This is a genomic window from Nakamurella antarctica (genome assembly GCF_003860405.1).
Lineage (GTDB): Bacteria > Actinomycetota > Actinomycetes > Mycobacteriales > Nakamurellaceae > Nakamurella > Nakamurella antarctica.
In genome coordinates this window covers 1,230,988-1,256,885 of record NZ_CP034170.1, presented here as the reverse complement: position 1 = coordinate 1,256,885, position 25,898 = coordinate 1,230,988, and the positions used below count along the sequence as shown (strand labels likewise).

General features: G+C 63.6%; 23 protein-coding genes and 1 pseudogene. 13 read left to right on the top strand and 11 right to left on the bottom strand.

Features of this window, described 5'->3' with window-relative positions; all coding sequences use genetic code 11:
• Nucleotides 1-20: 20 nt before the first annotated feature.
• Together EH165_RS05530 and EH165_RS05525 are read right to left on the bottom strand one after the other, a co-directional pair.
• Nucleotides 21-482 (bottom strand): pyrophosphohydrolase domain-containing protein, encoded by a 462-nt coding sequence (locus tag EH165_RS05530; RefSeq protein WP_124798377.1) that lies wholly within the window; start codon nucleotides 480-482, stop codon nucleotides 21-23.
• A gap of 41 nt (nucleotides 483-523) precedes the next feature.
• Nucleotides 524-823, bottom strand: a complete 300-nt coding sequence (locus EH165_RS05525; RefSeq protein WP_124798376.1) for a DUF4193 domain-containing protein — start codon at nucleotides 821-823, stop codon at nucleotides 524-526.
• Nucleotides 824-1,401: 578 nt separating this feature from the next.
• Here EH165_RS05525 and EH165_RS05520 point away from each other — a divergent pair.
• Nucleotides 1,402-2,202 carry a LytR C-terminal domain-containing protein gene (locus EH165_RS05520; RefSeq protein WP_124798375.1) on the top strand — a complete coding sequence of 267 codons (801 nt, stop codon included), beginning with the start codon at nucleotides 1,402-1,404 and terminating at the stop codon, nucleotides 2,200-2,202.
• A gap of 118 nt (nucleotides 2,203-2,320) precedes the next feature.
• Nucleotides 2,321-3,078 (top strand): annotated as a pseudogene (ppgK, locus tag EH165_RS05515) (polyphosphate--glucose phosphotransferase).
• 169 nt (nucleotides 3,079-3,247) lie between these two features.
• Here ppgK and EH165_RS15695 read toward each other — a convergent pair.
• A complete protein-coding gene (locus EH165_RS15695) occupies nucleotides 3,248-3,721 on the bottom strand; it encodes a hypothetical protein (RefSeq protein ID WP_206426125.1) in 474 nt (157 codons plus the stop codon).
• Between EH165_RS15695 and EH165_RS05510 the strand changes: the two genes are divergently transcribed.
• From EH165_RS05510 to EH165_RS05500, 3 genes are all read left to right on the top strand, one after another.
• Nucleotides 3,651-5,090, top strand: a complete 1,440-nt coding sequence (locus EH165_RS05510) for an RNA polymerase sigma factor (RefSeq protein WP_206426124.1) — start codon at nucleotides 3,651-3,653, stop codon at nucleotides 5,088-5,090. The two genes, EH165_RS15695 and EH165_RS05510, sit on opposite strands and share 71 nt — an antisense overlap.
• A 506-nt stretch (nucleotides 5,091-5,596) precedes the next feature.
• Nucleotides 5,597-5,824, top strand: coding sequence for a DUF7455 domain-containing protein (locus tag EH165_RS05505; RefSeq protein ID WP_124798374.1), 228 nt, complete (start codon nucleotides 5,597-5,599; stop codon nucleotides 5,822-5,824).
• 210 nt (nucleotides 5,825-6,034) lie between these two features.
• On the top strand, nucleotides 6,035-6,544 hold the full coding sequence (locus tag EH165_RS05500) for a hypothetical protein (protein ID WP_124798373.1): 510 nt from the start codon (nucleotides 6,035-6,037) through the stop codon (nucleotides 6,542-6,544).
• A gap of 64 nt (nucleotides 6,545-6,608) precedes the next feature.
• On the opposite strand, the gene EH165_RS05495 is transcribed toward EH165_RS05500, so the two are convergent.
• On the bottom strand, nucleotides 6,609-8,360 hold the full coding sequence (locus EH165_RS05495) for a DEAD/DEAH box helicase (protein WP_206426123.1): 1,752 nt from the start codon (nucleotides 8,358-8,360) through the stop codon (nucleotides 6,609-6,611).
• A gap of 353 nt (nucleotides 8,361-8,713) precedes the next feature.
• Here EH165_RS05495 and EH165_RS05490 point away from each other — a divergent pair, with 353 nt between their 5' ends.
• A complete protein-coding gene (locus EH165_RS05490; RefSeq protein ID WP_239020718.1) occupies nucleotides 8,714-9,883 on the top strand; it encodes a YihY/virulence factor BrkB family protein in 1,170 nt (389 codons plus the stop codon).
• Here EH165_RS05490 and EH165_RS05485 read toward each other — a convergent pair.
• Nucleotides 9,853-10,023 carry a DUF3039 domain-containing protein gene (locus EH165_RS05485; protein WP_422392135.1) on the bottom strand — a complete coding sequence of 57 codons (171 nt, stop codon included), beginning with the start codon at nucleotides 10,021-10,023 and terminating at the stop codon, nucleotides 9,853-9,855. The two genes, EH165_RS05490 and EH165_RS05485, sit on opposite strands and share 31 nt — an antisense overlap.
• Nucleotides 10,024-10,254: 231 nt before the next feature.
• Here EH165_RS05485 and EH165_RS05480 point away from each other — a divergent pair, with 231 nt between their 5' ends.
• Nucleotides 10,255-11,166: a carbohydrate kinase family protein gene (locus EH165_RS05480; protein WP_124798371.1), complete on the top strand. Its 912-nt coding sequence runs from the start codon at nucleotides 10,255-10,257 to the stop codon at nucleotides 11,164-11,166.
• Nucleotides 11,167-11,195: 29 nt separating this feature from the next.
• Here the strand turns inward: EH165_RS05480 and EH165_RS05475 are convergent, their stop codons facing one another.
• Together EH165_RS05475 and EH165_RS05470 are read right to left on the bottom strand one after the other, a co-directional pair.
• A complete protein-coding gene (locus tag EH165_RS05475; RefSeq protein ID WP_124798370.1) occupies nucleotides 11,196-11,564 on the bottom strand; it encodes a DUF3099 domain-containing protein in 369 nt (122 codons plus the stop codon).
• 168 nt (nucleotides 11,565-11,732) lie between these two features.
• Nucleotides 11,733-12,323, bottom strand: coding sequence for an HhH-GPD-type base excision DNA repair protein (locus EH165_RS05470; RefSeq protein WP_124798369.1), 591 nt, complete (start codon nucleotides 12,321-12,323; stop codon nucleotides 11,733-11,735).
• A gap of 75 nt (nucleotides 12,324-12,398) precedes the next feature.
• On the opposite strand from EH165_RS05470, the gene EH165_RS05465 reads away from it, so the two are divergent.
• From EH165_RS05465 to EH165_RS05455, 3 genes are all read left to right on the top strand, one after another.
• Complete coding sequence (locus EH165_RS05465; protein WP_239020716.1) at nucleotides 12,399-13,919, top strand: DUF7782 domain-containing protein; 1,521 nt, start codon at nucleotides 12,399-12,401, stop codon at nucleotides 13,917-13,919.
• An 85-nt stretch (nucleotides 13,920-14,004) separates the two neighbouring features.
• Nucleotides 14,005-14,430 (top strand): D-aminoacyl-tRNA deacylase, encoded by a 426-nt coding sequence (gene dtd, locus EH165_RS05460; RefSeq protein WP_124798368.1) that lies wholly within the window; start codon nucleotides 14,005-14,007, stop codon nucleotides 14,428-14,430.
• A 319-nt stretch (nucleotides 14,431-14,749) separates the two neighbouring features.
• On the top strand, nucleotides 14,750-15,721 hold the full coding sequence (locus tag EH165_RS05455) for a sigma-70 family RNA polymerase sigma factor (RefSeq protein ID WP_124798367.1): 972 nt from the start codon (nucleotides 14,750-14,752) through the stop codon (nucleotides 15,719-15,721).
• A gap of 54 nt (nucleotides 15,722-15,775) precedes the next feature.
• On the opposite strand, the gene EH165_RS05450 is transcribed toward EH165_RS05455, so the two are convergent.
• Both EH165_RS05450 and EH165_RS05445 read right to left on the bottom strand, forming a co-directional pair.
• Nucleotides 15,776-18,535, bottom strand: a complete 2,760-nt coding sequence (locus EH165_RS05450) for a bifunctional acetate--CoA ligase family protein/GNAT family N-acetyltransferase (protein WP_124798366.1) — start codon at nucleotides 18,533-18,535, stop codon at nucleotides 15,776-15,778.
• A 6-nt stretch (nucleotides 18,536-18,541) separates the two neighbouring features.
• On the bottom strand, nucleotides 18,542-19,741 hold the full coding sequence (locus EH165_RS05445; RefSeq protein ID WP_124798365.1) for an acetoin utilization protein AcuC: 1,200 nt from the start codon (nucleotides 19,739-19,741) through the stop codon (nucleotides 18,542-18,544).
• Nucleotides 19,742-19,788: 47 nt separating this feature from the next.
• On the opposite strand from EH165_RS05445, the gene EH165_RS05440 reads away from it, so the two are divergent.
• Nucleotides 19,789-20,175 carry a DUF3224 domain-containing protein gene (locus EH165_RS05440; protein ID WP_124798364.1) on the top strand — a complete coding sequence of 129 codons (387 nt, stop codon included), beginning with the start codon at nucleotides 19,789-19,791 and terminating at the stop codon, nucleotides 20,173-20,175.
• A gap of 28 nt (nucleotides 20,176-20,203) precedes the next feature.
• Here EH165_RS05440 and EH165_RS05435 read toward each other — a convergent pair whose 3' ends face one another.
• The gene (locus tag EH165_RS05435; RefSeq protein WP_124798363.1) at nucleotides 20,204-21,055 is read right to left on the bottom strand and encodes a sulfurtransferase; all 852 of its coding nucleotides are present in this window, start codon (nucleotides 21,053-21,055) and stop codon (nucleotides 20,204-20,206) included.
• 174 nt (nucleotides 21,056-21,229) lie between these two features.
• Between EH165_RS05435 and EH165_RS05430 the strand changes: the two genes are divergently transcribed.
• Both EH165_RS05430 and EH165_RS05425 read left to right on the top strand, forming a co-directional pair.
• On the top strand, nucleotides 21,230-21,919 hold the full coding sequence (locus EH165_RS05430; RefSeq protein ID WP_124798362.1) for an iron-dependent transcriptional repressor DtxR: 690 nt from the start codon (nucleotides 21,230-21,232) through the stop codon (nucleotides 21,917-21,919).
• 222 nt (nucleotides 21,920-22,141) lie between these two features.
• The gene (locus EH165_RS05425) at nucleotides 22,142-22,558 is read left to right on the top strand and encodes a hypothetical protein (RefSeq protein ID WP_124798361.1); all 417 of its coding nucleotides are present in this window, start codon (nucleotides 22,142-22,144) and stop codon (nucleotides 22,556-22,558) included.
• A gap of 96 nt (nucleotides 22,559-22,654) precedes the next feature.
• On the opposite strand, the gene ileS is transcribed toward EH165_RS05425, so the two are convergent.
• Nucleotides 22,655-25,840 (bottom strand): isoleucine--tRNA ligase, encoded by a 3,186-nt coding sequence (gene ileS, locus EH165_RS05420; protein WP_124798360.1) that lies wholly within the window; start codon nucleotides 25,838-25,840, stop codon nucleotides 22,655-22,657.
• Between the last annotated feature and the right edge of the window lie 58 nt (nucleotides 25,841-25,898).

Here is a 25,898-nt window from a genome sequence, read left to right as displayed (position 1 = left end):
ACCGCCCGGCAACCTCCATGCTAGCCGCGGCGCGCATCCCCCTGGCCCGCGTCGCCGCCAGCGCCATAGTGTTGGTTAAGGATCGCTGCCACCCGGGGCGGTTCGTAATCGGGGCCTTTGAGCACCTTGCCATCGAGCCGGCGAACCGGTTTTCCCCCGGCCCCGAGCTTCGTCATATTCGACCGATGGACCTCAGTGAGAACAGCATCCAAGTCGATGCCGTACACGTGAGCGGTCCCGTAGGCGACATACACGATGTCGGCCAGCGCGTCAGCGACCTCTACGAGGTCGCCCGCTAACGCCGCCGCGCGTAGTTCTCCGACCTCCTCCTCGATCAGCGCTAACCGCAGGTCAACCTGATCGGCGCCGATGTCCATGGTCGGCAGGGTCCGCAGCGGGAGCTCAAACGAGCGGTGAAACTGTCCGACCTGCCTGGCTGCGAGACTGCCCGCGTGCGAGCTGGGCTCCGATGGCGCGGTCACCGGATCTCTTCGCCAGTAATCGCAGCCATCAGAGTCCGCCGTCAGGCACAGTCGACGCAGATCTCGTGACCTTCGCTCCCGGAGGCAAGTCGGCTTCGGTGCTGTACCAGGAAGCAATTGGTGCAGGTGAATTCGTCCGCCTGCTTCGGCACCACCTTGACCGTGAGTTCTTCCCCGGAAAGGTCAGCGCCAGGCAGCTCGAAAGACTCTGCGGTGTCGCTCTCGTCGATGTCGACGACCGCTGACTGGGCCTCGTTGCGTCGCGCTTTCAGCTCTTCGAGCGAATCCTCACTGGGCTCTTCGCTTTCGTTACGTCGCGGTGCGTCGTAGTCCTGTGCCATGGTGTTTCCTTTTCTCCTGCTTATCGCGTTCGGGCGAGTTCGTCCGAACTTCTCATTTCCGAACCACTTACTACGGCGCAACCCGCACGCTCACATCGCCCGCATGGTGATTCCCGACTCAGGCGACTTTTCACTTGGCGTCGGTCGCCCCTGCGGACCATCCCGTGCAGTAACGCATCAGACCCGTATTTTGTGCCCGACCACGACCTTTTGAGCGCGAAAACCACTGACCTGTGCATCACACCTTGCGGGCTCGCAAATTTGCACTCGGCGGGAGGGTAACTGACTTCTGCGAGAAATGCACCGTCCGACGCCCCCTTGGGTCCTCTCGAACCCCCTTGTGCACACAATCGCGCCTTATTTGCGCTGTCGCTGGCACACGGCCAACGCCAGCATTGCCAGTCTTGGGCAAATGCCGCATACCCTTGCAGCGGCGCTTGTACGATCCTGCAGGTGCGCTTTTTAAGGGCGCCACCCACGCATGAGGGTCCGGATGGCCTCTGCAGCAGGCACCGGACGCTGTTCAATCTTGACGCTGAGAAATCTAAACGCGGTTTTTTTTACAGGAGGCATCACCGTTGAGCACCGATAGCGCACCTGTTCGCTACCGCAGGCGCAGGCGCTGGCCTGCCCTGACGGTCATCACGCTGTTGGCCATCGCTGCTGCGGTGATCTGGATTACGGCGCTGCAACCCAAGCCCGTGGTCAACAACGCGTGTAACGAACCGGCGCTTCCGACGAGCAGCAGCGCGTCTGGCTCAGCTGGGGGTGCTGCTTCTGGGGGTGCTGCTTCTGGGGGTGCTGCTTCTGGTGGGACTGCTTCTGGTGGGACTGCTTCTGCTGGTGCTGCCAGCACCGATGGCTCGAGTGCCAGCTCTGGCGAGGTCACGATTACTACCACACTGGGCACCATCACCGACAAAAACACGTTGGCAGCCACCCGGCCGGCCAACCCCGCAACCGTGCCGTTGCGTGTCCTCAACGCGAGTTTGATCAACGGTCTCGCTGGCACCGTCACCGAACAGTTCCGCAAAGCCGGGTTCCAATCGATTCAGCAAGCCAAGGACGACAACCTGTACCCGGCTCGCGACCTCCGCTGCTACGGCGAGATCCGTTATGGCGCTGCTGGTTTGGCTGCTGCGCGAGCAGTTCTTATCGTCGCGCCCTGCGCCACCCTGGTGGTGGATAGTCGCATTGACGACTCCGTGGAGCTCTCGATCGGCGCTCTCTACCAACAGGCAGAATTGAGCCCGGAAACGCTGGCGCAGCTCAAGCAGGCCACCAACGACGCCAAGCCGCCGAACGTGATCGAAGGCCAGACAGCGGCGCGAACCCTCTCCACGGTGCCCGCGCTCCCGCAGGCCACCTGCCCAAGCTGAACCGGTACAGTCCCCCGTTGGAAAGCTCCCGCAGGATCTGCTGCGTGCAATCGACTGAACTGCCTAGACGACTGAGCCGACTCGTCGAGCTCACACCTGCCATCGGAGGAGATCCCACATGTCCAGCCACAAGCACCACGCGTTCGGCGTTGATATCGGTGGCACCGGAATCAAGGGTGGCATAGTCGATCTGCGCGACGGGACCCTCGTAGGCGATCGTTTCAGGCTCGACACTCCCAAGCCATCCACCCCGACGCTGTAGCGCAGACCGTGGGCGTCGTCGCCTCACAGTTCGACTATCGCGGCCCGTGCGGTGTCACCTTCCCCGGCGTGGTGCAGCGCGGCGTCGTGAAAACAGCCGCGAACGTCGACGAGGCATGGATCGGCACCTCGTTGGTCGACTCGGTGTCCCCGCACGTTCCCGGCTCCGTCACGGCCCTCAACGACGCCGACGCCGCCGGGCTTGCTGAGGTCAGATACGGCGCGGCGAAAGGGCACCGTGGCACCGTCATATTGGTGACCTTCGGAACCGGAATTGGAATCGCGCTGCTCAACGACGGAAAACTGGTTCCCAACGCGGAACTTGGCCATATCCAGATTGACGGCAAGGACGCTGAAGACGGTGCGGCGGCCTCTGCGAAAGATGCCGAAGGGCTTACCTGGCAGGAATGGGCCGTACGCGCGGACCGCTACCTCAAAACCCTCGAGAACCTTTTGTGGCCAGAGCTTTTCGTTCTCGGTGGCGGTGTCTCGAAGAAGCCCGAAAAGTGGGTCCCACTGCTCAAGACCCGCACCCCACTGGTGGTGGCGTCCATGCGGAATAACGCGGGAATCGTGGGGGCTGCCTTGGCCGCGTCCGAGGCCGCTGACGCCTGAGAGCGGCCCACACGCGGCGCGCGAAAATCCGCTTTCTGTCCTCGCGCAGCTCACCGCGCCGTTACACTTAAAGCGTCGCCGTCCCAACAGGGTCCGCAAGGTAACGATCCAAACGCTCGCAGTGCAGCACATTTGGCTCCCATCCGGCGGATCCGCCCCCTTCAGCACCTCACCTCCTCGCTTCTTGGTGGGCGGTCGTCATTCGTGAAAGGTCTTCCGTGGCAGTCGCAGCATCCTCCAGCCCCTCAGACTCCGGCACCGACGTGTCTGAGTCCCCCGCCGCAGTACCAGCCTCAGTGAAGGCGCCTGCCAAGCCGCGGGCCAGCCGCGCCAAAGCCGCTCCAGCCACAGCCGCTCCAGCCACAGCCGCAAAGGCAGCCTCTGCAGCAAAGGCAGCGCCAGCCGCAAAGACGGCGCCAGCAGCAAAGGCAGCGCCAGCCGCAAAGACGGCGCCAGCGGCCGCCACCACCGCAACGGCGAAGGCCAGGGCCGCTGCCAAGCCTGCTGCCGCAGCGAAACTTACGCCAGCCACTAAGCCTGCCCGAGTAGCCGCTACCAAGGCTCCCGCCAAGGTGAGCGCCGCCGCAGCGAAGGCAGCGAACGCTTCGACAGCCGAAGCAGCCGCCAACGAATCGGCAGCCATCGAATCGGCAGCACCAAAAGAAGCAGTAACCGCACCCACAGTGACCGCGGCTGAAGCAAAGCGCCTCGCAGCAGCAGCCAAGCGCGCTGCGACCGCAGCTGCCAAAGCCGCAGCTGGAGCTGCAGCACCGGATTCTGCGAGCGCCGCTGCCAAGCCCGCCCGACGCAGGCCCGCCGCTAAGAAGGTGGTCGAAAGTTCCGATGAGCCAGGCGGCGAGGACGACGCCGAGGTGGTCGGACTCAGTTTGGTAGGCCCCGTTGCCGACGATCTCGAAGACGTAGCCGCAGACGGCGTCGTCATTGTGGTGGATGACGACGATGAGGATGACGAGGACGACGACCCCAAGCCCGCCGTGGCGAAGGACGCCAAGACCGGCGACGAGTTCACCTGGGACGACGAGGAAGAATCCGAGGCCCTCAAGCAGGCGCGCCGCGATGCCGAGCTCACAGCGTCGGCTGACTCCGTCCGCGCCTATCTCAAACAGATCGGTAAGGTCGCGCTCCTCAACGCCGAAGAAGAAGTTGATTTGGCTAAACGCGTTGAAGGCGGGCTCTACGCCACCGAGCGGATGCGCGCCATGGCCGAGGCCGGCGAGAAACTCACCACCCAGGTGCGCCGGGATATGAACTGGGTCAAGCGCGATGGGGAACGCGCAAAGAACCACCTGCTCGGCGCGAACCTCCGGCTGGTCGTTTCGCTAGCAAAGCGTTACACGGGTCGCGGTATGGCCTTCTTGGACCTCATCCAGGAGGGAAACCTCGGGTTGATTCGCGCGGTTGAAAAGTTCGACTACACCAAGGGTTTCAAGTTCTCGACCTACGCAACCTGGTGGATTCGGCAGGCCATCACCCGGGCCATGGCCGATCAGGCTCGGACCATTCGAATCCCCGTCCACATGGTCGAAGTGATCAACAAACTCGGACGTATCCAGCGGGAGTTGCTTCAGGACTTGGGCCGCGAACCCACGCCCGAAGAGCTTGCCAAGGAAATGGACATCACCCCGGACAAGGTGCTGGAAATCCAGCAGTACGCCCGTGAGCCGATCTCCCTGGACCAGACAATCGGTGACGAGGGAGATTCCCAGCTCGGCGATTTCATCGAAGACAGCGAAGCAGTGGTCGCGGTGGACGCGGTGTCGTTCACCCTGCTCCAGGATCAGCTGCAAGCCGTGCTGCAAACGCTCTCGGAGCGTGAGGCAGGGGTGGTGCGGTTGCGTTTCGGTCTGACCGATGGCCAGCCGCGCACGCTGGACGAAATTGGCCAGGTCTACGGGGTCACCCGCGAGCGAATCCGCCAGATCGAGTCCAAAACCATGTCGAAGCTGCGCCATCCGTCGCGCTCGCAGGTTTTGCGCGACTACCTGGAATAAGCCTGACGCTTTTCACGACACAACCCCGGCGGGGCTCCTGCCGGGGTTGTTATTTTTTCTCCGGTTGCGTTGACCCGGCGGAGCTGTGACGCGGAAAGGTCGGATTCGCGGGGAGTGCTGTCGATTGCAGGTCTGCCCATAGCGAACATCCGGTGCCGTGGCGCCCGACTCAGGCTTACCCGGTCGCCATTGGCCGCAAGTGGATGTGCAGCCCTCATCGCGCCGGGAACTGCGGAAATAACGTGTTGCAGTCGGATCAAGACCAGGTCACAATTGCGCATTCGGTGCGCCGTCATGTCGGGAATGCGCTCGACGGACTCGAAGATGGTGACACCATGGGAAGGGTGGTCCCTCTCAAGGGAACAGATTCGATCACCCATCTGTCTGTACAGGGGTAACGAATTGCCATACGAGCGAGTGAAATTTGCTCGCGGGTGCCGCCATCGCGGTGGTATCCAACTTTTGTCCTGACATCGGCAACGGTGACAGGCGGACGGGAGGACAAAATGACCGGATCCGTAGCCAGTCCGCTGGCCCTAACCGCAACTGATCGCTGCGACCGCTGTGGCGCAGCCGCTTCGGCGCGTGCCGTGATGGCCTCAGGTGGTGAGCTGTTGTTTTGCGGCCACCACGCCCGTGAATACTCGACCAAACTGGAACAGCTCGCAGCCCAGATTCACCTTTCGGAGAAGGAAAATGTCGCTGTCGCGACGTCAGTCAATTCCGGTTTCTGAGTCGTTGTGCGGCGCTGCTTGCTGGCGAAGCTAGCGTTGGAATTCAGATCGAAAAAGGGGCGCACCACTCACGTGATGCGTCCCTTTTTTTGCTCTTATCTCAGGCTTGTGGCACTGATTCGGACTGCGCGCGCGGGGGGCGAAGCGCGTACGGAATGATGGAGTCATGGTTGCGCACGAACAGACTTATCCACGTCGCTGGGCTGGCCGATGAGCTGGCCCGTCGCGAGCGATTCCGCCCCACGCGTGTACGACCAGCCGCGGCCCCACGGGCTTGCAGCGGTGCTGCTGATAATCGGCGGCGCCTGTGGGGTCACCCAGTGGTTCATCAAGGGGTACCCGGTCGGCCAGCTGCAGCCGGTGGGCGGCTCGAGCTACTCGGGCTCGGCGCTGTTGGCCAACCTTCAGGAGTATTCCGGCGAGACTGCTTTCGCCATCACCAGAGTCGCACTCCTGATTGTCACGATCGGCGGTGGCGGAATCGTGATTCTGGCGCTCGCGATGCTGCTCCCCGTTAACCACCGGCCGCTCGGTGTCGCCGGGTTGGTCCTCGCCGCCGGCGCGGCGGTGTCGGCTGTGTGGACCATCAGCAAGGCCAGCGAGGTCTTGGGGTCGGCGGCTTCCTCGTTACTCAGCTCCAGCGACCCCGGCTGGTATTTGATGGTGGCGACCGCTGTCTTCGGCGGTTTAGGGTCCGTGGCGGCGTTGGCGAGGCGCTAGACCACCGCACCCCACTCAAGGTTGCCGGCCATACCCACTGCGGCACCAATTCAGTACGAGGGAACTACAGCAGCCCCATCAGGTGCTCGCGTCGACGTTCCAACAGATCCGCACTTGCCGACGCTGAAGCCGGACCTGGAACCGCCCGGCGCAGCTGCGCGTGCACCTGTGCATGGGGCGTCCCGGTGCGCGCCGAAAGCTGCCCCACCAGCTGGTTGACGTCGGTACGCAGCGCCTTCGCAGCTCGCCAGCCTGCCTGTCCCGCCGCCAGATCTTCGGCGCGGGTGGCCTGTGCTGCTTGGCGCACCGGGCCATGGTCGCGGCTCGCCGCATCAACCCGACGGCGCAAATCGGAGTCGCGTTGGGCGAGCAGCGATGCGGTCTGCTCCGGGCTGAGCAGACCGGGCAGCCCGAGATAGTCCGCCTCGTCGCCCGTCACCTCGCTGCTGTGTTCTGACGCCGTCACCGCTTTGCCCGAATGCAGCACGTGGGCGAAACTGGCGTCGGATTCGAGAATCTCCATACCCGGGACAGCGTCGGGGTGATCCTCCGGCCCCTGCGGCATATCCAACGGGTCAGCCAAATCGTCGTCCGACGCCGTCGACGTGGGCGGCATCATGACGAAGTTCCGGTCGATTTCCATCTCCGCGGCCAGCGCCAGCAGTGGCCGAACCGCGGGTAAAAATACTGTCGCCGACTCGTGTTTACCCCGCGCTCGGACCACGCGTCCCACCGCTTGGGAGAAAAACAGCGGCGTCCGGTACGACGTCATCCAGGCCAAGCACGCGGCTCGCGGGACGTCGACCCCCTCCGAGATCATCCGCACACACACAGCCATGCGCTGGTCCGAAACCCTAAATGCCTCAATCTTTTTCGACGCCTTGGGATCGTCGGAAAGGATGAGGGCGGGCTTCTCCCCCGTCAGCCGTCGCACCACTTCCGCGTAGGCCCGCGCGTCCTCCTGGTCGCTGGCCAGCACCAAGCCCGCCGCGTCGGGCATCCCAGTTTCGCGCAGGTGCGTGATCCGCTCATCCATGGCGGCAATGACGTGCGGTACCCAGCCGCCCGACGGGTCGAGCGCGGTCTTCCATGCCGCGGCTTCGACGGATTTCGTCCCGGCGTCCGTCAACGACGCGGCAATTACCTCTCCCGCCGAGTTCCGCCACCGCGAAACGCCCGTGTAGGCCGCGAAGACCACGGGGCGCACCACATGATCCCCGAGCGCCTGCCGGTACCCGTAGGCAAAGTCAGCCTGCGAGCGGAGCAGGTCGCCGTCCACCTCGTAGGTGACGAAGGGAATGCGCTCCTCCGATTTGGTCCGGAATGGGGTACCGGTCAAGCTGAGCCGGCGATGCACTTCGTCGAACGCCTCGGCCACCGCGTCACCCCAACTCAAACCGTCCCCGGCGTGGTGGATCTCGTCAAGGATGACCAACGACTTCTTACGCCGCGACCTGGCCGCATGGATAGCGGGCCTGCCCGCCACCTGCGCATAGGTCGTGACGTAGCCGTGGGCACCGTCACGAACGGGGCCTTGGGCGTTTGACATCGTCGGGTCTAGGAAGATGCCGAACTCCGCGGCGGCGTCCGCCCACTGGGTCCGCAGATGGTCGGTGGGGGCAACCACGATCACTCGGTCGACTACCCGCCGCCGCAGCAAGTTTCCGGCCAGTACCAGCGCAAACGTGGTCTTACCCGCGCCCGGGGTAGCGGTGACCAGGAAATCGGCTGCATTGGCTTCGTCATAGGCGGCGAGCGCCTGGCGCTGCCAGAGGCGAAGCCTGGCGTGGTGTGGGGCTGCCGGAGCAAGACTCACCTGCTGTGCCCCCACCTTCCTCGACTCCACGTTCGCTGACCACTTGAGTACCCGCCTGGTAGCCCGGCTCGGCTCCACTGCGGCGGCCACAGACGGCGCCAGAGCATCGCGCAGCGGCAGGAGGGCCTTGGCAATGTTACCGCTCGAGAGACGGGGTACTTGGCAGGCGTGGAAGGGGCCCAGGGCAGCACTAACCTCCCCGCCCCCGCCTCGACAACGCTCTGAACAGCGGTAACAATGGATGTCCAGCCGGGGGTGCCAGGGTGTGAGATATCCCGCCACCTGATCACAAATTGGTGACTGGCCGACTAATTAACCAGCCCGACGGGCACCAACCGGGCATGCTGGAGCCAATGAACACACCGAGTTCCCCTGTGCGCGGGCAACGCCTGCCCGGGGTAAAGGCTGCCAGCGACCTGGAATCGGACATAATAGCGACACTTCCCGCGACCCATCAGTCGGCACCGGCGGCTGAAGGCACCTCCCCCTTCGACGACAACGCCACCCAGCTCATGCCCCGCCGAGACCCAAGTTCGCCGCTGGATGCCGACACCAGGCCCTGGCATCACCCGGGTAGCGGTGCCATCGTCCTACCCCCACCGGTACCCCACCACCGCTGGCGCAAGGTCTTCAAGCGGTTCCTTGGCAAGTCGTGGGACGACGGGCTGTTTGGGATGAGCGCGGAAGCTGCCTTCTGGCAGGCGCTCTCGACCGCGCCACTGCTGCTGGCCCTCCTCGGTTCCATCGGATTCGTCGGCAACTGGTTTGGGCCCGACACCGTCAACACGGTCCAACAGCGCATTGTCACGGTGCTGCGCACCGCTTTCTCCTCAGACGTCAGCGGCACCCTGATCGAACCCACCGTGGATTCCATCCTGCATCGGGGGCAAGCGGACGTGGTGTCCGTCGGCTTCGTCATCGCGCTGTGGGCCGGGTCGTCCGCTATGTCGTCATTTGTCGAGTCGATCACCATCGCCTACAGCCAGCACGAAGTACGACACCCCGTTGCGGAACGATTCTTCGCGTTGGGGCTGTATCTGCTCGCGCTGATTTTTGGGATTTTTGCACTGCCGCTCTTGGCGGTCGGACCGGAATACCTGCCCACGTTCTTCCCCGACAACTGGACCAGCCAGGTGACCTACATCGTGGGGATCGCCTACTACCCGGCAATCGGGCTGCTGTTGGTGTTGGGCATAGCCACTCTCTACAAGGTCGCGCCGAGACACAAACACCCCTGGCGGCGCGGTCTCCCGGGTGCCATCCTTGCGGCTACCGTTTTTATCGTCTCCAGCTTCGGACTACGGGTGTACATCAGCTACGTGACCACCCACGGACTGACATACGGGGCGCTCGCCACCCCAATCGCGTTCCTGCTGTTCGCCTATTTCGTTGGCATCGCCATCATCCTCGGGGCGCAGTTCAATAACGCCACCCTCGAGTACTACCCCCCGAAACGCTCTCGGCGCGAGCGCGCCAAATGGCAGCGGCTAGATCAGTCTTTGCCTTTGGGCATGGACTCATAGATCTTTTTGCAGTCCGGGCACACCGGCGACCCCGGCTTCGCCGACTTGGTGACCGGGAAGGTCTCGCCGCAGAGCGCTACGACGTAATTGCCCAGTACCGCGCTTTCGGCGATTTTGGCTTTGCGCACGTAGTGGAACATTTTCGGTGCGTCATCGGTCGTAGTGTCCTGTCCTTTTTCAAGAACCTCAGTCGACGTGCTCACCAGTAACTCTCCTTCGCTGTTAGGTACCGCGTCCATCATGCCCCATGGCTCTGTAGCGGCTTGATGTCTCTGGCTGCGCCCGCTTCAATGGGGGCCGTGGGCCCATCATGGTCCAGACTTCGATGAGGCAACCCCCCACCGTGATGTGACGAGCAGAAGTGAGCCGCAGTGAGCGCGAGCGCTGTCCCCGCTACCCAACCGAACCGCGCCGGAGATTCGCCGCGCGTCACCGTGATCGGCGACGTCGGATTGGATGTGGTCGCCAAGCTCAGTGGCGCCGTCGTGTTCGGTCAGGACACCCGAGCCGCCGTCACCGTGACCCCGGGTGGGGCCGGCGGTAACACCGCGGCCTGGTTGGCCCGCTATGGCGTTGACGTCTCGCTCATCGCCCGCGTCGGGGACGACGAGGCCGGACGCACCGCGGCCGCCGAACTCACCGCGGCCGACATCACCTGCTTGTTCGCGGTCGACCAGGCGTTGCCCACGTGCTGCGTGGTGGTGCTGGTTGCGTTGGACGGCGAGCGCACCATGTTGCCCGACCGCGGTGCCAACCGCGCATTGAGCCCCGAAGACGTGGTGCTGCCGGACAGTGATCAAAGGCAGCATTTGCACCTTTCCGGGTATGTGCTCCTCGATGAGCAGTCCCGGCCCGCTGGCCTCGCCGCGTTAGCAAAAGCCAAGGCCGCCGGATGGACGACAAGCGTGGACCCCCAATCGGCCACCCACATCGCCGGGGTGGGAGCAGCAAATTTTCTTTCGTGGATCGAGGGCACGGATTTGCTGCTGCCCAACGATACGGAACTCGCGGTGCTCGGCGGCGTAGATGCCGCACTCGAGGTCGCCCGCTGCGTGGTCGTTACCCATGGCTTTCACGGAGCGTCCTGGTACTCGGCCGAGCACCGCATCAATGTCCCTGCGCCAGCAGTCCACGAGACAGACTCCACGGGCGCGGGGGACGCTTTTAACGCTGGCCTATTGAGCTCTTGGCTGACCGGTGGGGGCGAACTTGCCTCGTTGGAGGCGGGCGTCCGAGCAGGTTCTGCCGCGGCGGCCACCATCGGAGCGCGTCCGAAGAATTGAGGTCCACCAGCGTTAACGCTCTTGTCGGGCTAGCTGTGTGCGGTCTTTTTCGGCTCGTCGTCGGCGGCATCGATAGCTTCCACCACGTCGTACACCGGCGCGATCGCGCGCTCAAAACTGATCGTTCCGGGGACGATCTTGCGGATGCGATTCTTCTTGGCCGGCGCGTCATTGGCGATCAACACCGCCATCCACGGCAGCGGCACCGACGCGACGATAAAGATGAGGGAAAGCCACAGCGTCTGATAGCTGGCGGCGGCGGCAAGCAAGAAAGGGATCCGCAGCAGCATCATGATCACGTAGCGCTTCTTGCGCGAGGCCACCTGGTCGGTATAGGAGACAGGGGCGTCCGTGATCAGCAAGGCATCGCCAGTGCGACCCGCCTTGGCTGCTCGCATGGTGGACGGTCCCGCCACTACATCTGCGTCATATGACGACACAACAGGCCTTCTTCCGTTCGTAGAACACCTCATCGGGTGTCAGTTTCCGACGGTACTCGCCAGCGCGCTCGGGGCGCGGAATACAGGTAGCTGGAAACGCCGCCGACACCCGATCATCGTGCAGGACTAGGCGATTGTGACCTGTTTCGCAGCCAGCTTGGCGGCCTTTTTGGAAGCCCGAACCAGCGTGATTGACTCCAAATCGCACGCATCTGCGAGAGAGATGAAAGTGCCCTCGATCCCGTATCGACCTGCGGCTTCACGCCAACCATCGGGAGTGACGCCATATTGCTTACCCAAGAACGCAATAAAAATTGAGGCCTTCTCGTCTCCGAATCCGGGCAGTGCGGCAATTCTGTTTTTCAGCTCTGCACCAGAGCTCACGGTTGCCCAGATGTTGCTCGCATCACGTCCGTATTCGTCGACTAACACCTGGCAGAGAGCCTGCAGACGCCCCGCCATCGAGCCCGGAAACCGGTGGATGGCAGGTTTCGCCGAGCACAGGCTCGCGAATTCGTCCGGCGCGGCTCCGGCGATTGCGGCGACGTCGAGGGTTCCGCCCATCCGTTCAGCAATGACGGCGGGACCAGCAAATGCCTTTTCCATCATTATTTGCTGATCCAGCACCATGCCCAACAGCAACGCGTTGGCATCGCGCGCTAACAATGCGTCGGCTTCGGGGATGCCGGTCAGGTAGAACTCTTGTCGCTGGCTCATCTGGCCAGTTTTGCACAGCTCGCGAGCGTGCTGCCGCGGGCTGCGACGACACCGATTCCCGATACCCTCAACACCGTGAACACCCACCCCCTCGCCGACCTGACCATCGTCGATTCGATCGGCTCCGACCTTCGAGCAGCCGGATTCGACGCTGAAAACGTCCCAGCATTTCTCGGCGAACAGGCGCATCTGGCGCTGGGCCGCGGCGACAAAGTTCCGTCATTGAGGCAGACGTCGGATGGTTCGCCCCTGTCCACGCTGATCCGGCTTTTCCTGCTGGGTGTCACGGTGCCACGGGCGGCGGCAGAAGCTGCGTTCGCCGCCACCGGAATCGAGGCGGCGGTGGGCGCCGGGGCTATCGAGTTGGCCACCCACGAAGCTGGTGCTGACGAGGTTCGAGCCGCGTTGGATATCCGGCCGTACGCCGATGAGGATAACTCCTACCTCGTGGTCTCGGATCTCGATTCGGACATGCGACCGGGACCGGTGGATCCCGATCACGTGCTGGGTATCGGTGCGGCGTCAATCTCGTTGGTGCGCGCCACGGTGCGCCAACAGGTGGGCTCCGTATTGGATATGGGAACCGGCTGCGGTGTCCAGGCGCTGCACGCTTTCCAGCACGCACACACAGTGACAGCCACTGACACCAGTGCGCGAGCGTTGGCCCTGGCCGCGGCGACGGCGCGGCTCAACGGCCAGGAGTGGGAGCTGCTCGCCGGTTCGGCGTTCGAGCCCGTGGCGGGCCGCACCTTTGACCAGATCGTGTCCAACCCGCCGTTCGTGATCTCCGCCGGCGAGCAGCGGTTCAGCTACCGCGACTCCGGAATCGCGGGCGACGGATTGGTCCAGCAGATCGTGGCAGGCATCCCCGCGCACCTGAACATCGGCGGGACCGCGCAGCTGCTCGCCAACTGGATGGTTTTCGAGGGCACCGATTGGCGCGAGCGCGTGGGTTCATGGGTGAAGGCCACCGGATGTGATGCGTGGGTCGTGCAGCGTGAGCTCGCCGACCCAGCTGAATATGTGGCGATGTGGCTCAAGGACGCGGGTGAGGAAAGCGGTGACGCTCAAAGCGGTGAAAGCGAAAGCGTCGCCGGCGAGTGGCTGAAATATTTTGCCGACAACAAGGTCAGCGGTATCGGGATGGGGCTAATTACGCTGCGCAAGAGCGGTAGCGCCACCCCCGATGTGGTTCTCGACGAACTGCTCCTCGCCGGCGACGAGGTTACCGGCGATGAAGCCGCCGCGTTCCTGGCACGTCGACAGTGGCTTCGCGACACCGATGACGACGCCCTTCTGGGCACCACACTTTCGCTGTCCCCCGCTGTTTACCTTGAGCAGCGTTCGCTTCCCAGTGCGGACGGCTGGACCACCGTGCTGCGGGTGATTAAGCGGGCCGGTGGCGTGGGGGCAACATTGCAGCTCGACGAGTACAGCCAGTCGCTGCTCGCCGGCTGCCGCGGCGACGCTCCACTCTCGATGCTGATCGGGTTACTCGCTGCCGCTCACGGATTTGACCAGAAGTCGCTGACCGAATTGGTGCTGCCAGCCGTGCGGCAAGCGATCACCCGCGGCATCATTCATCCCATCTCGTGACGGGTATGTCGTTGGCGCCGGTCAAGGGTGCCAGCACAGCGTGCACTGCGATCAAAGCGGTCTGCCCTGCGGTGAAAGCGGTCTTGTGAAAGCCGTCGTTTCTCGCGTTTTACAGGCCTCAGTATCCGTATCCGGAAGCACTGTGAGCCAGATCACACAACCAGGTTTACTAGCCCTGGTCGGGGTGACACATACCGATACCACCAAGGTGGCTGCCGCCATGGCCCGCAAGCTCATGGGTCTACGGATCCTGCGCGGCGAATTGTCCATGATGGAGCTTTCCGTCCCCATTCTCGTGGTTAGCCAGTTCACTGTGTACGGCTCAACCACCAAGGGGCGGCGGCCGAGTTGGGGTGCAGCAGCAGGCCGAGAGGTTGCCGAACCAATCATCACCGCACTAGTAGAAGAGTTGCGGCGCAACGATTGTCAGGTGATGACCGGTGTTTTCGGCGCAGACATGCAGGTGTCCAGCATCAACGACGGACCCTTCACCGTGTTACTCGAGTTATAGCCGGAGGTACTCGAGTGATAGCCGGAATCGCTGACATCAGCCCTGCCCTCCGCCACTCATGGCGTGGCTCCCCCTTGTCCGCGGGCGCGCAGTTTTTGGCCCTGTCGACAGCTCCCATCCGACTCCCACCCGGCACATAGAACCAGCCAGTTCCGACCGCGATTAGCTACTGGGGCAAGCGAAACCACGGAAGTGACTCGCGTTACAAACCCGGAGCCATCCACTGCGACCTCGGGAACGAATGAAGAGAACAAGCCGTTTAAATTTTGCTGGTTTACACCACTGGTAAGCCGGTCGTTGTCACTGATGGGAGATTGACATGGTTACCTCCCCGAGCGCTGTACGCGCTGCCGCCACTGCCGCTGACCTGGACGCACAAAGTCCATCCGCGGATCTGGTCCGGGTGTATCTCAATGGAATTGGCAAAACGGCGCTGCTCTCGGCGGAGGAAGAAGTCGATCTCGCGAAGCGCATTGAGGCTGGCCTGTATGCGCAGCACAAACTTGATGCCGGAAAACGGATGACGGCCAAGAAGAGCTCCGACCTTAAGTGGGTAGTACGCGATGGCGAGCGCGCGCGTCAGCACCTGCTGGTAGCAAACCTTCGTCTGGTGGTGTCGCTCGCAAAGCGATACTCCGGCCGCGGAATGCCGTTGCTCGACCTCATCCAAGAGGGCAACCTCGGCTTGATTCGCGCCGTCGAGAAGTTTGACTACGCCAAGGGTTTCAAATTCTCCACCTACGCAACCTGGTGGATCCGCCAGGCCATCAGTCGCGGAATGGCCGATCAGGGCCGCACGATCAGGCTCCCAGTGCACCTCGTCGAGCAGGTCAACAAGCTGGCCAGGCTCAAGCGCGAACTACACCAGGCACTCGGCAGGGATGCCACCTTCGCCGAACTGGCAGAGGAGTCCGGCATTCCTGAGGAGAAGATCGCTGATCTTCTGGACCACGCTCGTGACCCGGTGAGCCTCGACATGCCGGTCGGCACGGATGAGGACGCCCCACTCGGCGATTTCATCCAGGACGGCGAGGCAACCTCTGCCGAGGGGATTGTGGTAGCCCGCTTTATGAACGCTGATATCGCCAGGGTGCTCGACACCCTCGACGAGCGCGAGCGGACTGTGGTGCGGCTGCGGTACGGCCTCGAAGACGGTCGGCCCCGCACGTTGGACGAGATTGGCCGGGTTTTCGGGATCTCCCGCGAGCGCGTTCGGCAGATCGAACGCGATTCGATGGCGAAATTGCGAGTGGGCGACCGCTCCGAGGCGCTGCGTAGTTACGCAAGCTGATCTGAGCAACATGTGTGCGAAGTCCTGATACCTGCAAGGGGTATCAGGACTTCGCTATATCCGGGCTGTTGTGGTTTCTGGCATCCTGCGTCGTGGGTCCACCTGGGCAGGCGCCCGACCAATGCGCCCCAGCGCCCCCGTAATCTGCAACCCCGCGGGTCCCACCAGGACGGGTCGCAGGCGAAGTTCCACCACCTCCGGCAGATCATCCGCCAGCGCCGAGAGCCGCAGTGCCAGCATCTGCAAGGCATCAATGTCGACCGGTTCGCTACCCCGGTAGCCGTGCAGGATCGGAGCTGTACGGGGTCCCTCGATCAGCTCCGCGGCGTCCACGTCGGTCAGCGGGACCGTCCGGTACGCCCTGTCGTCGAGTAGTTCAGTGGCAACCCCACCGAGTCCGAACGAGACGAGCGCCCCAAATGACGGGTCCGAGGTGACCTCGAACACGGTGGACACGGTCGCCATGTCGACCGGCGCCATCGCCTGGACGTAGACCTGCCCATCGCTCTGGGCCGCCAAATCTGCGTAGGCGGCTTTGACGTCATGAGGATCTCGAAGATTCAGACGCACCCCGATCTGGTCGGTGCGGTGCCGCCAGGATTCGTCAAAAGCTTTGAGCCCCACGGGGTAACCGATGACGGCGGCCGCCGCTACCGCCTGATCCTTGGTGGAAACCAACTCGAAGTCGGCAATCGAGATCCGGTAACACCCCAAAATGTCGACCAACTCACCGTCGGTCAACGCTCGGGTGTCAGGGCGCGAGGCGCCTGATTGCCCTGCCGCGCCTGATTGCCCTGAGACGCCATCGCTCGCGTCACAGGCTCGTATGGCGTCGACCAGCTCGCGAGCTCGGCCGCGGTCCAGCCCTTCGAGTGCGGGCAGCTGCCCCGCATCGCGCTGCCGCCACGCTGCGTATCGCGCCGCGTGCGCGAGCGCGGCCACCGCACGTTCGGGTGTGCGATACGACGGGACGGATCCGCGCCCGGCGCCACCGTGATCATCGATGACGGCTAATTGGGCGGGCACTCCCTCCACTGCGAGGAACGTCGAGACCACCGGAATCGTCGCTCCAGCAACGGCAGCCCGCAACGCCGCAGCGTGCGCCAGCCCCGGAGTTGCCACAGGCGGTACGTACACCACGACGACCGCGTCCGCGATGCCGTCGGCAAGCGCGGCCTCCACCGTCGCAGCAAGAACCTCCGGGCTGACGGCGACGCCAAGGTCGACGGGTTCCCCGCCAGCCACCAGCAGGCCTGCCTCTATACATGCATCCAGAGCGAGCACACCCAGGGCAGTGGAATTGCCGATGATGGCCACCCTGTTCCCGGTGGGCAGGGGCTGGGTGGACATCAACAACGCCACGTCGAACGCTTCGGCCAGCGTGTTAACCCGGATCACCCCGGACTGCGCGAACAATGTCCCGACCGACGCCTCCGAGATGGCAGCTGACGAGAGCGCCAGCCCCGGGGTCACCAGTGCGTGCCTGCCCGACTTCATCGCGATCACTGGCTTGCGGCCCGCGAGGACCCTGGCCAGGCGAGCAAATTTGCGAGGGTTGCCGAAAGACTCCAGGTACAGCATCACCACTTCGGTTCGGACGTCGTCGTACCAGTACTGCAGCAGATCATTCCCGGATACGTCGGCGCGGTTGCCAGCGGAAGCGAACGTGGACAGGCCGAGCCCTCGGGACGCGGCGTCGGCGAGGATGGCGATGCCGAGCGCTCCGGACTGGCAAAAGAATCCGACCCGGCCCGGGGGCGGCACCACGGGCGCGAGCGTGGCATTGAGGCGGACGGCAGGATCGGTGTTGACCAATCCTAGGCAATTCGGTCCGAGCACCCGCATCCCGTGCGCCCTGGCTAACGTCACCAACCGGCGCTGGGCGTCGGCGCCATCGGAGCCTGCCTCGGCAAACCCCGCCGTCACCACCACCAAGGCATGGACCCCCTTGGCCCGGCACGATTCGACCACCTCGTTAACGTTGCCCGCCGGCACGGCTACCACGGCCAGGTCGACCGCATCCGGAATGTCGGTTACCCGCGCGTAGGCGCGAACTCCCTGCACCGACCGGGCTTCGGGGTGGACTGGAAACACCGGGCCGGTAAATCCTGCCCGCAACAGGTTCATCAAAACCGCGTGGCCAATTTTCGTCTTGTCATTCGACGCACCGATGACCGCAACCGACCGCGGGCTCAACAGCCTCTGGATAGAACGCGCCTCAGCTCGTTGCTCCCGCGAGTAACTGACCGACCGCGACGCTTCGGTAGGCGCGATATCGAAGACGACTTCCACCACCCCTTGCGAAAATTCGCGCGTCACCACATAACCGGCATCGATAAAAACCCGCAGCATGGAGGAGTTGTCGGTGAGCACCTCGGCAGTGAACTTGGTGATTCCGCGCTCGCGCGCCGCTGCCGCAAGATGCTCCAACAGGATTGAGCCGAGCCCGCGTCGCTGGTGCGCATCTTCGACCAGGAAGGCCACCTCCGCCGCCGTCGAGCCCGCGGCGCGATGGTAGGTACCCGCCGCAATCAAATCGCCGCCCAACTCTGCGACCAGCCCCACCCTGCTGTCGTGATCGATGTCGGTAAAAATAGCGAGCTGCGAATCGCTCACCTCGTTCACCGCGGAAAAATACCGGAGGTACCTGGTGCGCCCGCTGGATCGAAAATGCATGGCCCGCAACGCTTCCGTGTCGGCCGGGCCGGAGGGCCTGATGTGTACCGTGCCGCCGTCGGCCAACAGAACATCGGCCTCCCAGTGCTGGGGGTACTGCGAAGCGGGTGCGGCTGGTTCTGAGCGGCTCTCGGCCATATCGGTTCAGTCCCTCGCGTCGAATGGGTCAAGACCGTGCAGGGGGAAAATTGCCGCGCGGGCCTGCGCTATTCCCCGATCCACCGACGATTCGTGTTCCCCATGCCAGGGCGTGTACTCGGCAGGCCTCCCGTCAGAATCACTCATCGTTGTGGGCATGGGGCGCGCGGGGTCGCCGCCGAATGGATCGTACTGGGCCGCTTCGGTTTGGTAGGCCTGCGGTAATTCGGTGCTGGGGGCGACATCTTTGTCCGCAAGCACCGCCAACAAATGCGCCCACGCACGGGGCACCACCCGCGCGAGTGCGTATCCGCCGCCCCCCAGCGCCAGCCAGCGCCCCCCCGCCGCGTTCTCGGCCAAATCTCGCAGCGCCAGATAGGACGCCAGCTGCCCGTCAACGCTCAACTTCAGGTCGGCCAGCGGGTCCTCGGCGTGCGAGTCTGCGCCGCTCTGCGTGACGAGGACCTCCGGCCGAAATGCCTGCACCACGGCTGGCACCACCGCGTGGAATGCCCGTAGCCAGCCGGAGTCTCCGGTCCCGGCTGGGACGGTGATATTGACCGACGTGCCAGCGGCGGCTCCCCGACCGAGCTCCGACGGCCAGCCCGTACCCGGCCACAGCGCCAGTGGCGACTGATGAATGGACACCGTGAGCACCCGCGGGTCATCGTAGAACGCGGCTTGGACACCGTCGCCGTGGTGCACGTCGACATCGACGTAGGCAACGCGAGTGACACCTTGGGCGAGCAGTTCCTTAATCGCCAGCGCAGCGTCGTTGTAAACGCAAAAGCCGGACGCCGAATCCGCCATCGCGTGGTGCAGTCCCCCAGCGATGTTCGCCGCCCGATCCACCTCTCGGCGGGCGATGGCCCGAGCCGCCTGGACGCTACCGCCCGCGATCAAAGAAGCGGCCGAATGCATGTGCTCGAAGATCGGGTTGTCCGGCGTACCAAGACCGTGGATCCCCTGGGGTCGGGCCCCCGCCACGGAGCTCGCCTTAACCGCGGCAATATAGGCGGCGCTGTGCACGGTACCCAGGGTTTCGTCATCTGCCTGGGTCGGGGTGAGCAGCTCGATACCCTCCAAGACGCCCAGCTGGTCGGCCAACGACATCGTCAGCTCCCACCTCAACGGGTGAAGTGGGTGCTCAGCGCCCAGATTGTAGGCGAGCAGCTTCCGATCCCAGACAACCAACGGTGTCCCCATCGCCCCAGGCTAGTGCAGGGCTTAACAGAGGTGATAGCACTACGGGTATGACTCATCGACTTCAAGCAACCTGCGCCTTCGAGATCCAGCAATCGGATTCCGCCCCGGACGAATGGGCCGGCGGCATGCTCGGACACACCCGTTGGGAGAAGCAGTTTGTGGGCGCGCTCAACGGCAACAGTGTCGTCGAGGCCGTGTACTGCATGGTGACGGACGGACCTGCGATCTACGTGGCCATCGAAAGGTTCGACTGCGAACTCGACGGCCGCACGGGCACCTTCGTGCTCACCCATCGTGCCTCAACGCTGGACGATGTCCAGCAGGCGGAGTGGCGGATCGTCGAAGGGTCTGGCACCGGCGAGCTGGCTGGGATAACCGGGTCGGGCCGTATCACTGACGACCACCAGCTGATTTTGGATTACCAGCTCAGCTGAAATGGCCTTCTTCCGAGCAGTTGTCGTTCTACGAGGCGCGCGCTGGCCCGGTCTCAACGGGCAGTTCCTGCGCCACCCATGACGACCAGGAACCGGGGTACAGCGCCATGTCGATCCCGGCGACAGCAGCGCCGAGGATGAGGTGACAGGCGGTGATGCCCGACCCGCAACTCGCCGCAGCTTCTGTTCCGGGTGTGATTCCCACCGCCCGGAAAAGTGCCGCAATTTCGCCCGCCGGTTTGAATGTGCCATCCGAGTGCAGGAGTTCGGTGAACGGCAGGTTGACCGCCCCCGGGATGTGGCCGGCAACCGCATCCACCGGTTCAGCTTCCCCGCGAAAACGTGCCGCCCCCCGCGCATCGACGAGGGCCGTTTCCGCTCCCGCTGCCAACGCGCCCGCTTGCGATGCGTCGACGGTTGGCATCGCCGGCGCCGTAACTCTGACCCCGCCGGGCACGTTCGGCGTCCCGGCGCTCGCTTTGACCCGCAGGCCCGCAGCCTCCCAAGCCGCCAACCCGCCGTCAAGCACTCGGACGTTTTTGATGCCGCACCACCGCAGCAGCCACCATGCCCTTGCTGCGGCACTAGAATCTCGGGCGTCATACACGACGACAGAATCGCCCAGTTTAATTCCCACCTTGCGCCACGTCGCTTGCAGCGCTTCGGGTTTCGGCAGCGGGTGTCGGCCCTGCACACCGTCGCCGACCTCCCCGGCGAGGTCGGTATCGAGGTCCACGAACAGCGCACCGGGAATATGTCCGGCCGCGAAACCCTCGAAGTCGGAACCGGCTAGGCTCCAACGTATATCCAGGACTACCGGAGGGCGCTCGCCGAGCATCTCTTCCACCAGGTCTGCAGCAGCCACCAGTACGTTGTCCATGGTTACTTCCGTTTCGTCGCCGGCCCGATGCCGGGCATAAAGATTGACTGATGTTCGTTACAGCTCTTGCTGTTGGTCAACCAGGACCAGTCTGCGCGGTGCCCAACTCAGACAGCCGCGCGGGTCAGAGCCAGCGGGCTAGAATCACAGCAAGCAATGAAGGGGAACCCCAGAGTGAACGACCTTATCGACACGACTGAGATGTACCTGCGCACCATATTCGAATTAGAGGAAGAGGGAATCGTCCCGCTGCGGGCGCGTATTGCTGAACGGCTGCTGCAAAGTGGCCCCACCGTGAGCCAAACAGTGGCTCGGATGCAGCGCGATGGTTTGCTCGTCGTCTCAGACGACCGGCACCTCGAACTGACCGACCTCGGTCGCGATAGGGCGACGAGCGTGATGCGCAAACATCGGCTCGCGGAGCGGTTGTTGCTCGACGTTATCGGTTTGGATTGGCGCGAGGTGCATGTCGAAGCCTGCCGCTGGGAACACGTGATGAGCGAGCAAGTAGAGCAAAAACTTGTTGCGCTGCTGGGGCATCCGCAGTTTTCGCCGTACGGCAACCCCATCCCCGGCTTGGAGCAACTAGGCATGGAAGCACATGTCGGCGGCGAAACCCACGCTGACCTGATCTCAGCAGAACAGGCGGCCGAAAAAGGTGGAAAGTTTCAGGTACGCAGGATCATCGAGCCCATCCAGAATATTCCAGAGGTGATGGACCGACTGCAGCGTGGAGGGATACTCCCGGGCGCTGTGCTGGAATTCGCAGTCCGGCACGACACGTTGGTCGTCATCGATGGACCGACCACCACCGAGCTCGCCCGCGATGTTGCGCGTGGCATTCAGGTTCGGGCCGAGATCTGATCTCCCACCCTTCGATTCGAGCTCACCATCGAGGCATCCTGCACGCACGGTCGGCCCGGTACCTTCTGGCGCTGTCGTTAGTGGTGGCAGGGCTAGTTGGCGGCATCTTCGGCTCCCTACCCGCGGCCCAGGCCGAAACAGCGATGTGGACCGTGGACAGCGCGCTGGCTGCGCTGAGCAAAAGTGATATCGCCATCATGGACGGGGCGCCTGTACGACTTCATGGTTGACAATAAGAAGATCGAGTCGCAGACCCGAACCTTCTCCGCTGGCTTTGATCGGTACCTCCTCGCTGGCATTCTCGCGTCCCTCGTCATCGCGGGCGGTATCGCCAGTCAACTACTGCTGCGAAAGTCGCTCGCCGACGGCGCCGCCATCTTGGCCGCCAGCGCCGTTGTGCCCTTGGTGGGGCGAAGTCGACGAGGCCAAGATGACGACCTGGATCTGGCTCGGTCGAAGTGGGCCGACCTGGACATGGCACTGTCCACTGCGGATCAATCACTCGCGCCGGATAAGAAAGCCTTGGCAGACCGCTCGTTCATTCTTGCGGGCGCAGCGCTCGCGGGAAAGCGCCCGAGCCGAGCGCAGGCTCGGCGATCGCTGCGCTACCCGCGCGCTGGGCTGAACGCACTGGGCTGAACGCACTGGGCTGAACGCACTGGGCCAGGGCTAGCTAATCCGCTACACAAGGTACGTGGGGCGCGGGAGCTTGTAACCCCCGCGCCGGCCCGCAACCTAGGAAGTCTTCACCACTGTGACAGTGAGCTTCTCGCCGTCTCCCACCACTCCTTCTGTGGCGCCTTCGGTTTCAGTCCGCAGCACCCGCAGCGCCAGCGTCTCGCCTCGGAGGAGCTCGAGCCGGCTCTGAACCGCGGCCCATACCAGTCCCGAGCAACACAGCGACACTTCGATGCGATCCGAGACGTCTAGTCCTGCGTCCTTGCGGGCCTGCTGCACGACCCTGATGACGTCACGCACCACACCTTCGGCCCGAAGGTCGTCGGAGAGTTCGATATCGAGCACCACGAACCCGCCACCGCGCAGCATGCCAATCGCTTCCTCGTGCAACCCATCGCCTGCAGCTACCAAGTCAAGTGCGAACTCGCCAGCGGCAAGGTCGATGCCACCACAGGTCACGGATCCGTCGGGGGCCACTGCCCAGTCGCCAGCCTTGGAGGCCTTGATTACCTGTTGTACCTGCTTACCCAATCGCGGTCCCGCGGCGCGAGCGTTCACCGTCAACTGGTGCTTGACGCGACTCTCGCCGCCGTCGGCAAGATTGGAGAGCAGCACTTCGCGGACGTTAATCTCGTCCTTCAATAGTTCCAGGTAGGGCGCAAGGGCCGCAGAATCGTTGACCACCACCGTGGCCGATGCCAGCGGCTGCCGCACGCGCAGTTTCGCGCCCTTCCGAACGGACAGTGTGGTTGATGCAACCTCGCGCACCGCATCCATCGCGGTTACCAAAGCGGAATCCGCAGGCAGATCTGCTGCCAATGGATAGTCAGTCAGATGCACGCTGCGCCCTCCCGTCAGCCCCCGCCAGATCATCTCGGCGGTCAGCGGCAGCAGCGGTGCGCAGAGCCGCGTCAGCACCTCGAGCACCGTATGCAGGGTGTTGATGGCGTCAGTGTTGCCGTCCCAGAACCGTTGACGGGAACGCCGCACGTACCAGTTGGTGAGCGCCTCGAGGAAGAGCCGCACCTTCGCGCAGGCGCCCGCGATGTCGGTCACGTCCAGGTCGGCGGTGACCTCCTCGACCAATACCTGCAATTTGGCCAGGGCGTACCTGTCCAGAAGGTCGGTGGAGTCGGTGGACGAGTTGCCGGTCACGCCCGCGGCTCCCGCGTAGAGCGAGAGGAAATACCAGGCGTTCCACAGGGGTAGCACCGCCTGCCGGACGCTGTCGCGGATCCCGGTTTCGGTCACCACCAAATCGCCGCCGCGAAGGATCGGCGACGACATCAGGAACCACCGCATGGCGTCTGAGCCATCCCGGTCGAACACCTCGTTGACATCCGGATAGTTGCGCATCGATTTGGACATCTTCGCGCCGTCGTCGCCCAATACGATCCCGTGCGCCGACACGGTCCGAAACGCTGGCCTGTCGAACAGCGCCGTCGCCAACACGTGCAGTGTGTAGAACCACCCGCGGGTTTGGCCGTTGTACTCAACGATGAAATCGCCGGGGTAGTGGTTGTCGAACCACTCCTTGTTCTGGAACGGGTAGTGGACCTGCGCATACGGCATGGAACCCGATTCGAACCAGCAGTCGAGCACCTCCGGGACCCGGCGCATCGTGGATTGGCCGCTCGGGTCGTCCGGGTTGGCTCGCGTCAGCTCGTCGACGAACGGCCGATGCAGATCCGTGGGGCGAACGCCGAAGTCGCGCTCAATGTCGTCAAGGCTGCCGTACACGTCGGTGCGGGGGTAGTCGGGATTATCAGATACCCAGACCGGGATCGGGGAACCCCAGAAGCGGTTGCGCGAGATCGACCAGTCGCGCGCGTTCTCCAACCACTTGCCGAACTGCCCATCCTTGATATGCGCCGGCGTCCAAGTGATCTGCTGGTTAAGTTCAACCATCCGGTCGCGGATCTGCGTCACCGCCACAAACCACGAGGAAACGGCCCGCTGGATCAACGGATTCTGGCAACGCCAGCAGTGTGGGTAGGAGTGATCGTAGGTTTCGCGGCGCAGCAGCAACCCTGCGGTTTTCAGGTCGTCGATGATGTGGCTGTTCGCATCGAAGACCTGCATCCCCGCGTACGGCGGCACTTCGGACGTGAAAACTCCGGACTTGTCGACCGGGTTCACCACTTCGATGTTCGCCGCGTCAGTGACTGCCTTGTCGTCTTCACCGAACGCCGGCGCGATATGCACAAGCCCGGTGCCGTCTTCCGTGGTGACGTAGTCGGCGGCAAGGATCTGGTGCGCGTTATCGCGGCCCAGAAAGAAGTCGAACGGCGGGCTGTAGTGAAGGCCGAGCAACTCGGCGCCCTTGCGCCGCAGCACCACCGTGTCCGCAACATCTTCGCCCAGCTCACGGGAGTAGGAGCCCACGCGGGCCTCGGCCAACAGGAACTTCTCACCGGGCCGGGAAGCGGGAGCGACCACCACGTAGTCGATGTCGACGCCGACTGCGAGCGCCAAGTTCGACGGCAGAGTCCAGGGCGTGGTGGTCCATGCCAACGCCTTCACACCATCAAGTTCGGTTCCGGGAGCCTTGAGCGCGAACGCCACTGTGACGGCAGGATCTTGTCGTGACCGGTAGCTATCGTCCATCTTGGTTTCCGTGTTGGACAGCGGCGTTTCGCAGCGCCAGCAGTACCAGAGGACCCGGTAGCCCTCGTACACCAGACCCTTGTCCCATAACGTCTTGAAGGCCCACATGACCGATTCCATGTAGTCCAGATCGAGAGTTTTGTAATCGTTCGCAAAATCGACCCATCGCGCCTGTCTGGTGACGTACTCCTCCCAGTCCTTGGTGTACGCCAGCACCGAGGTGCGGCACGCATCATTGAACTTGGCAATGCCCATCGCTTCGATCTCGGACTTGTGCTTGATGCCGAGTTGCTGTTCGGCTTCCACTTCCGCTGGCAACCCATGGCAATCCCAGCCGAAGCGGCGCTCGACCCGCCGCCCCTTCATCGTCTGGAAACGCGGGATCAGGTCTTTGACGTACCCGGTAAGTAGGTGCCCGTAGTGCGGGAGGCCGTTAGCGAACGGCGGACCGTCGTAGAAGACGAACTCGTTGGCGCCGTTCTCACCTGCGGGGCGCGCATCGACGGAAGCCTGGAACGTGTGATCGGTGGCCCAGTAGTCGAGGACCTGATTTTCCAATGCAGGAAAGTTGGGGTGGGCCACGACGCTCAGAGCGCCGGCCTTCGGGTACTGCTCAGCTTCACTCGCGTGGGTCATTCGCGGCGCTCCTCGTCATCTGGTGATGAGGCAACTTCGGCGGGTACCGATGCTGCGC

Excerpts from the sequence above, each read along its gene's own strand:
- EH165_RS05525 (WP_124798376.1), bottom strand. The coding sequence starts at position 823 with ATGGCACAGGACTACGACGCACCGCGACGTAACGAAAGCGAAGAGCCC.
- EH165_RS15695 (WP_206426125.1), bottom strand. The coding sequence starts at position 3,721 with ATGGCTGCCGATTCGTTGGCGGCTGCTTCGGCTGTCGAAGCGTTCGCT.
- EH165_RS05505 (WP_124798374.1), top strand. The coding sequence starts at position 5,597 with ATGACCGGATCCGTAGCCAGTCCGCTGGCCCTAACCGCAACTGATCGC.
- EH165_RS05500 (WP_124798373.1), top strand. The coding sequence starts at position 6,035 with ATGAGCTGGCCCGTCGCGAGCGATTCCGCCCCACGCGTGTACGACCAG.
- EH165_RS05490 (WP_239020718.1), top strand. The coding sequence starts at position 8,714 with ATGAACACACCGAGTTCCCCTGTGCGCGGGCAACGCCTGCCCGGGGTA.
- EH165_RS05485 (WP_422392135.1), bottom strand. The coding sequence starts at position 10,023 with ATGTTCCACTACGTGCGCAAAGCCAAAATCGCCGAAAGCGCGGTACTG.
- EH165_RS05475 (WP_124798370.1), bottom strand. The coding sequence starts at position 11,564 with ATGCGAGCAGCCAAGGCGGGTCGCACTGGCGATGCCTTGCTGATCACG.
- EH165_RS05470 (WP_124798369.1), bottom strand. The coding sequence starts at position 12,323 with ATGAGCCAGCGACAAGAGTTCTACCTGACCGGCATCCCCGAAGCCGAC.
- EH165_RS05455 (WP_124798367.1), top strand. The coding sequence starts at position 14,750 with ATGGTTACCTCCCCGAGCGCTGTACGCGCTGCCGCCACTGCCGCTGAC.
- EH165_RS05450 (WP_124798366.1), bottom strand. The coding sequence starts at position 18,535 with ATGGCCGAGAGCCGCTCAGAACCAGCCGCACCCGCTTCGCAGTACCCC.
- EH165_RS05445 (WP_124798365.1), bottom strand. The coding sequence starts at position 19,741 with ATGGGGACACCGTTGGTTGTCTGGGATCGGAAGCTGCTCGCCTACAAT.
- EH165_RS05440 (WP_124798364.1), top strand. The coding sequence starts at position 19,789 with ATGACTCATCGACTTCAAGCAACCTGCGCCTTCGAGATCCAGCAATCG.
- EH165_RS05435 (WP_124798363.1), bottom strand. The coding sequence starts at position 21,055 with ATGGACAACGTACTGGTGGCTGCTGCAGACCTGGTGGAAGAGATGCTC.
- EH165_RS05425 (WP_124798361.1), top strand. The coding sequence starts at position 22,142 with ATGGTTGACAATAAGAAGATCGAGTCGCAGACCCGAACCTTCTCCGCT.
- ileS (WP_124798360.1), bottom strand. The coding sequence starts at position 25,840 with ATGACCCACGCGAGTGAAGCTGAGCAGTACCCGAAGGCCGGCGCTCTG.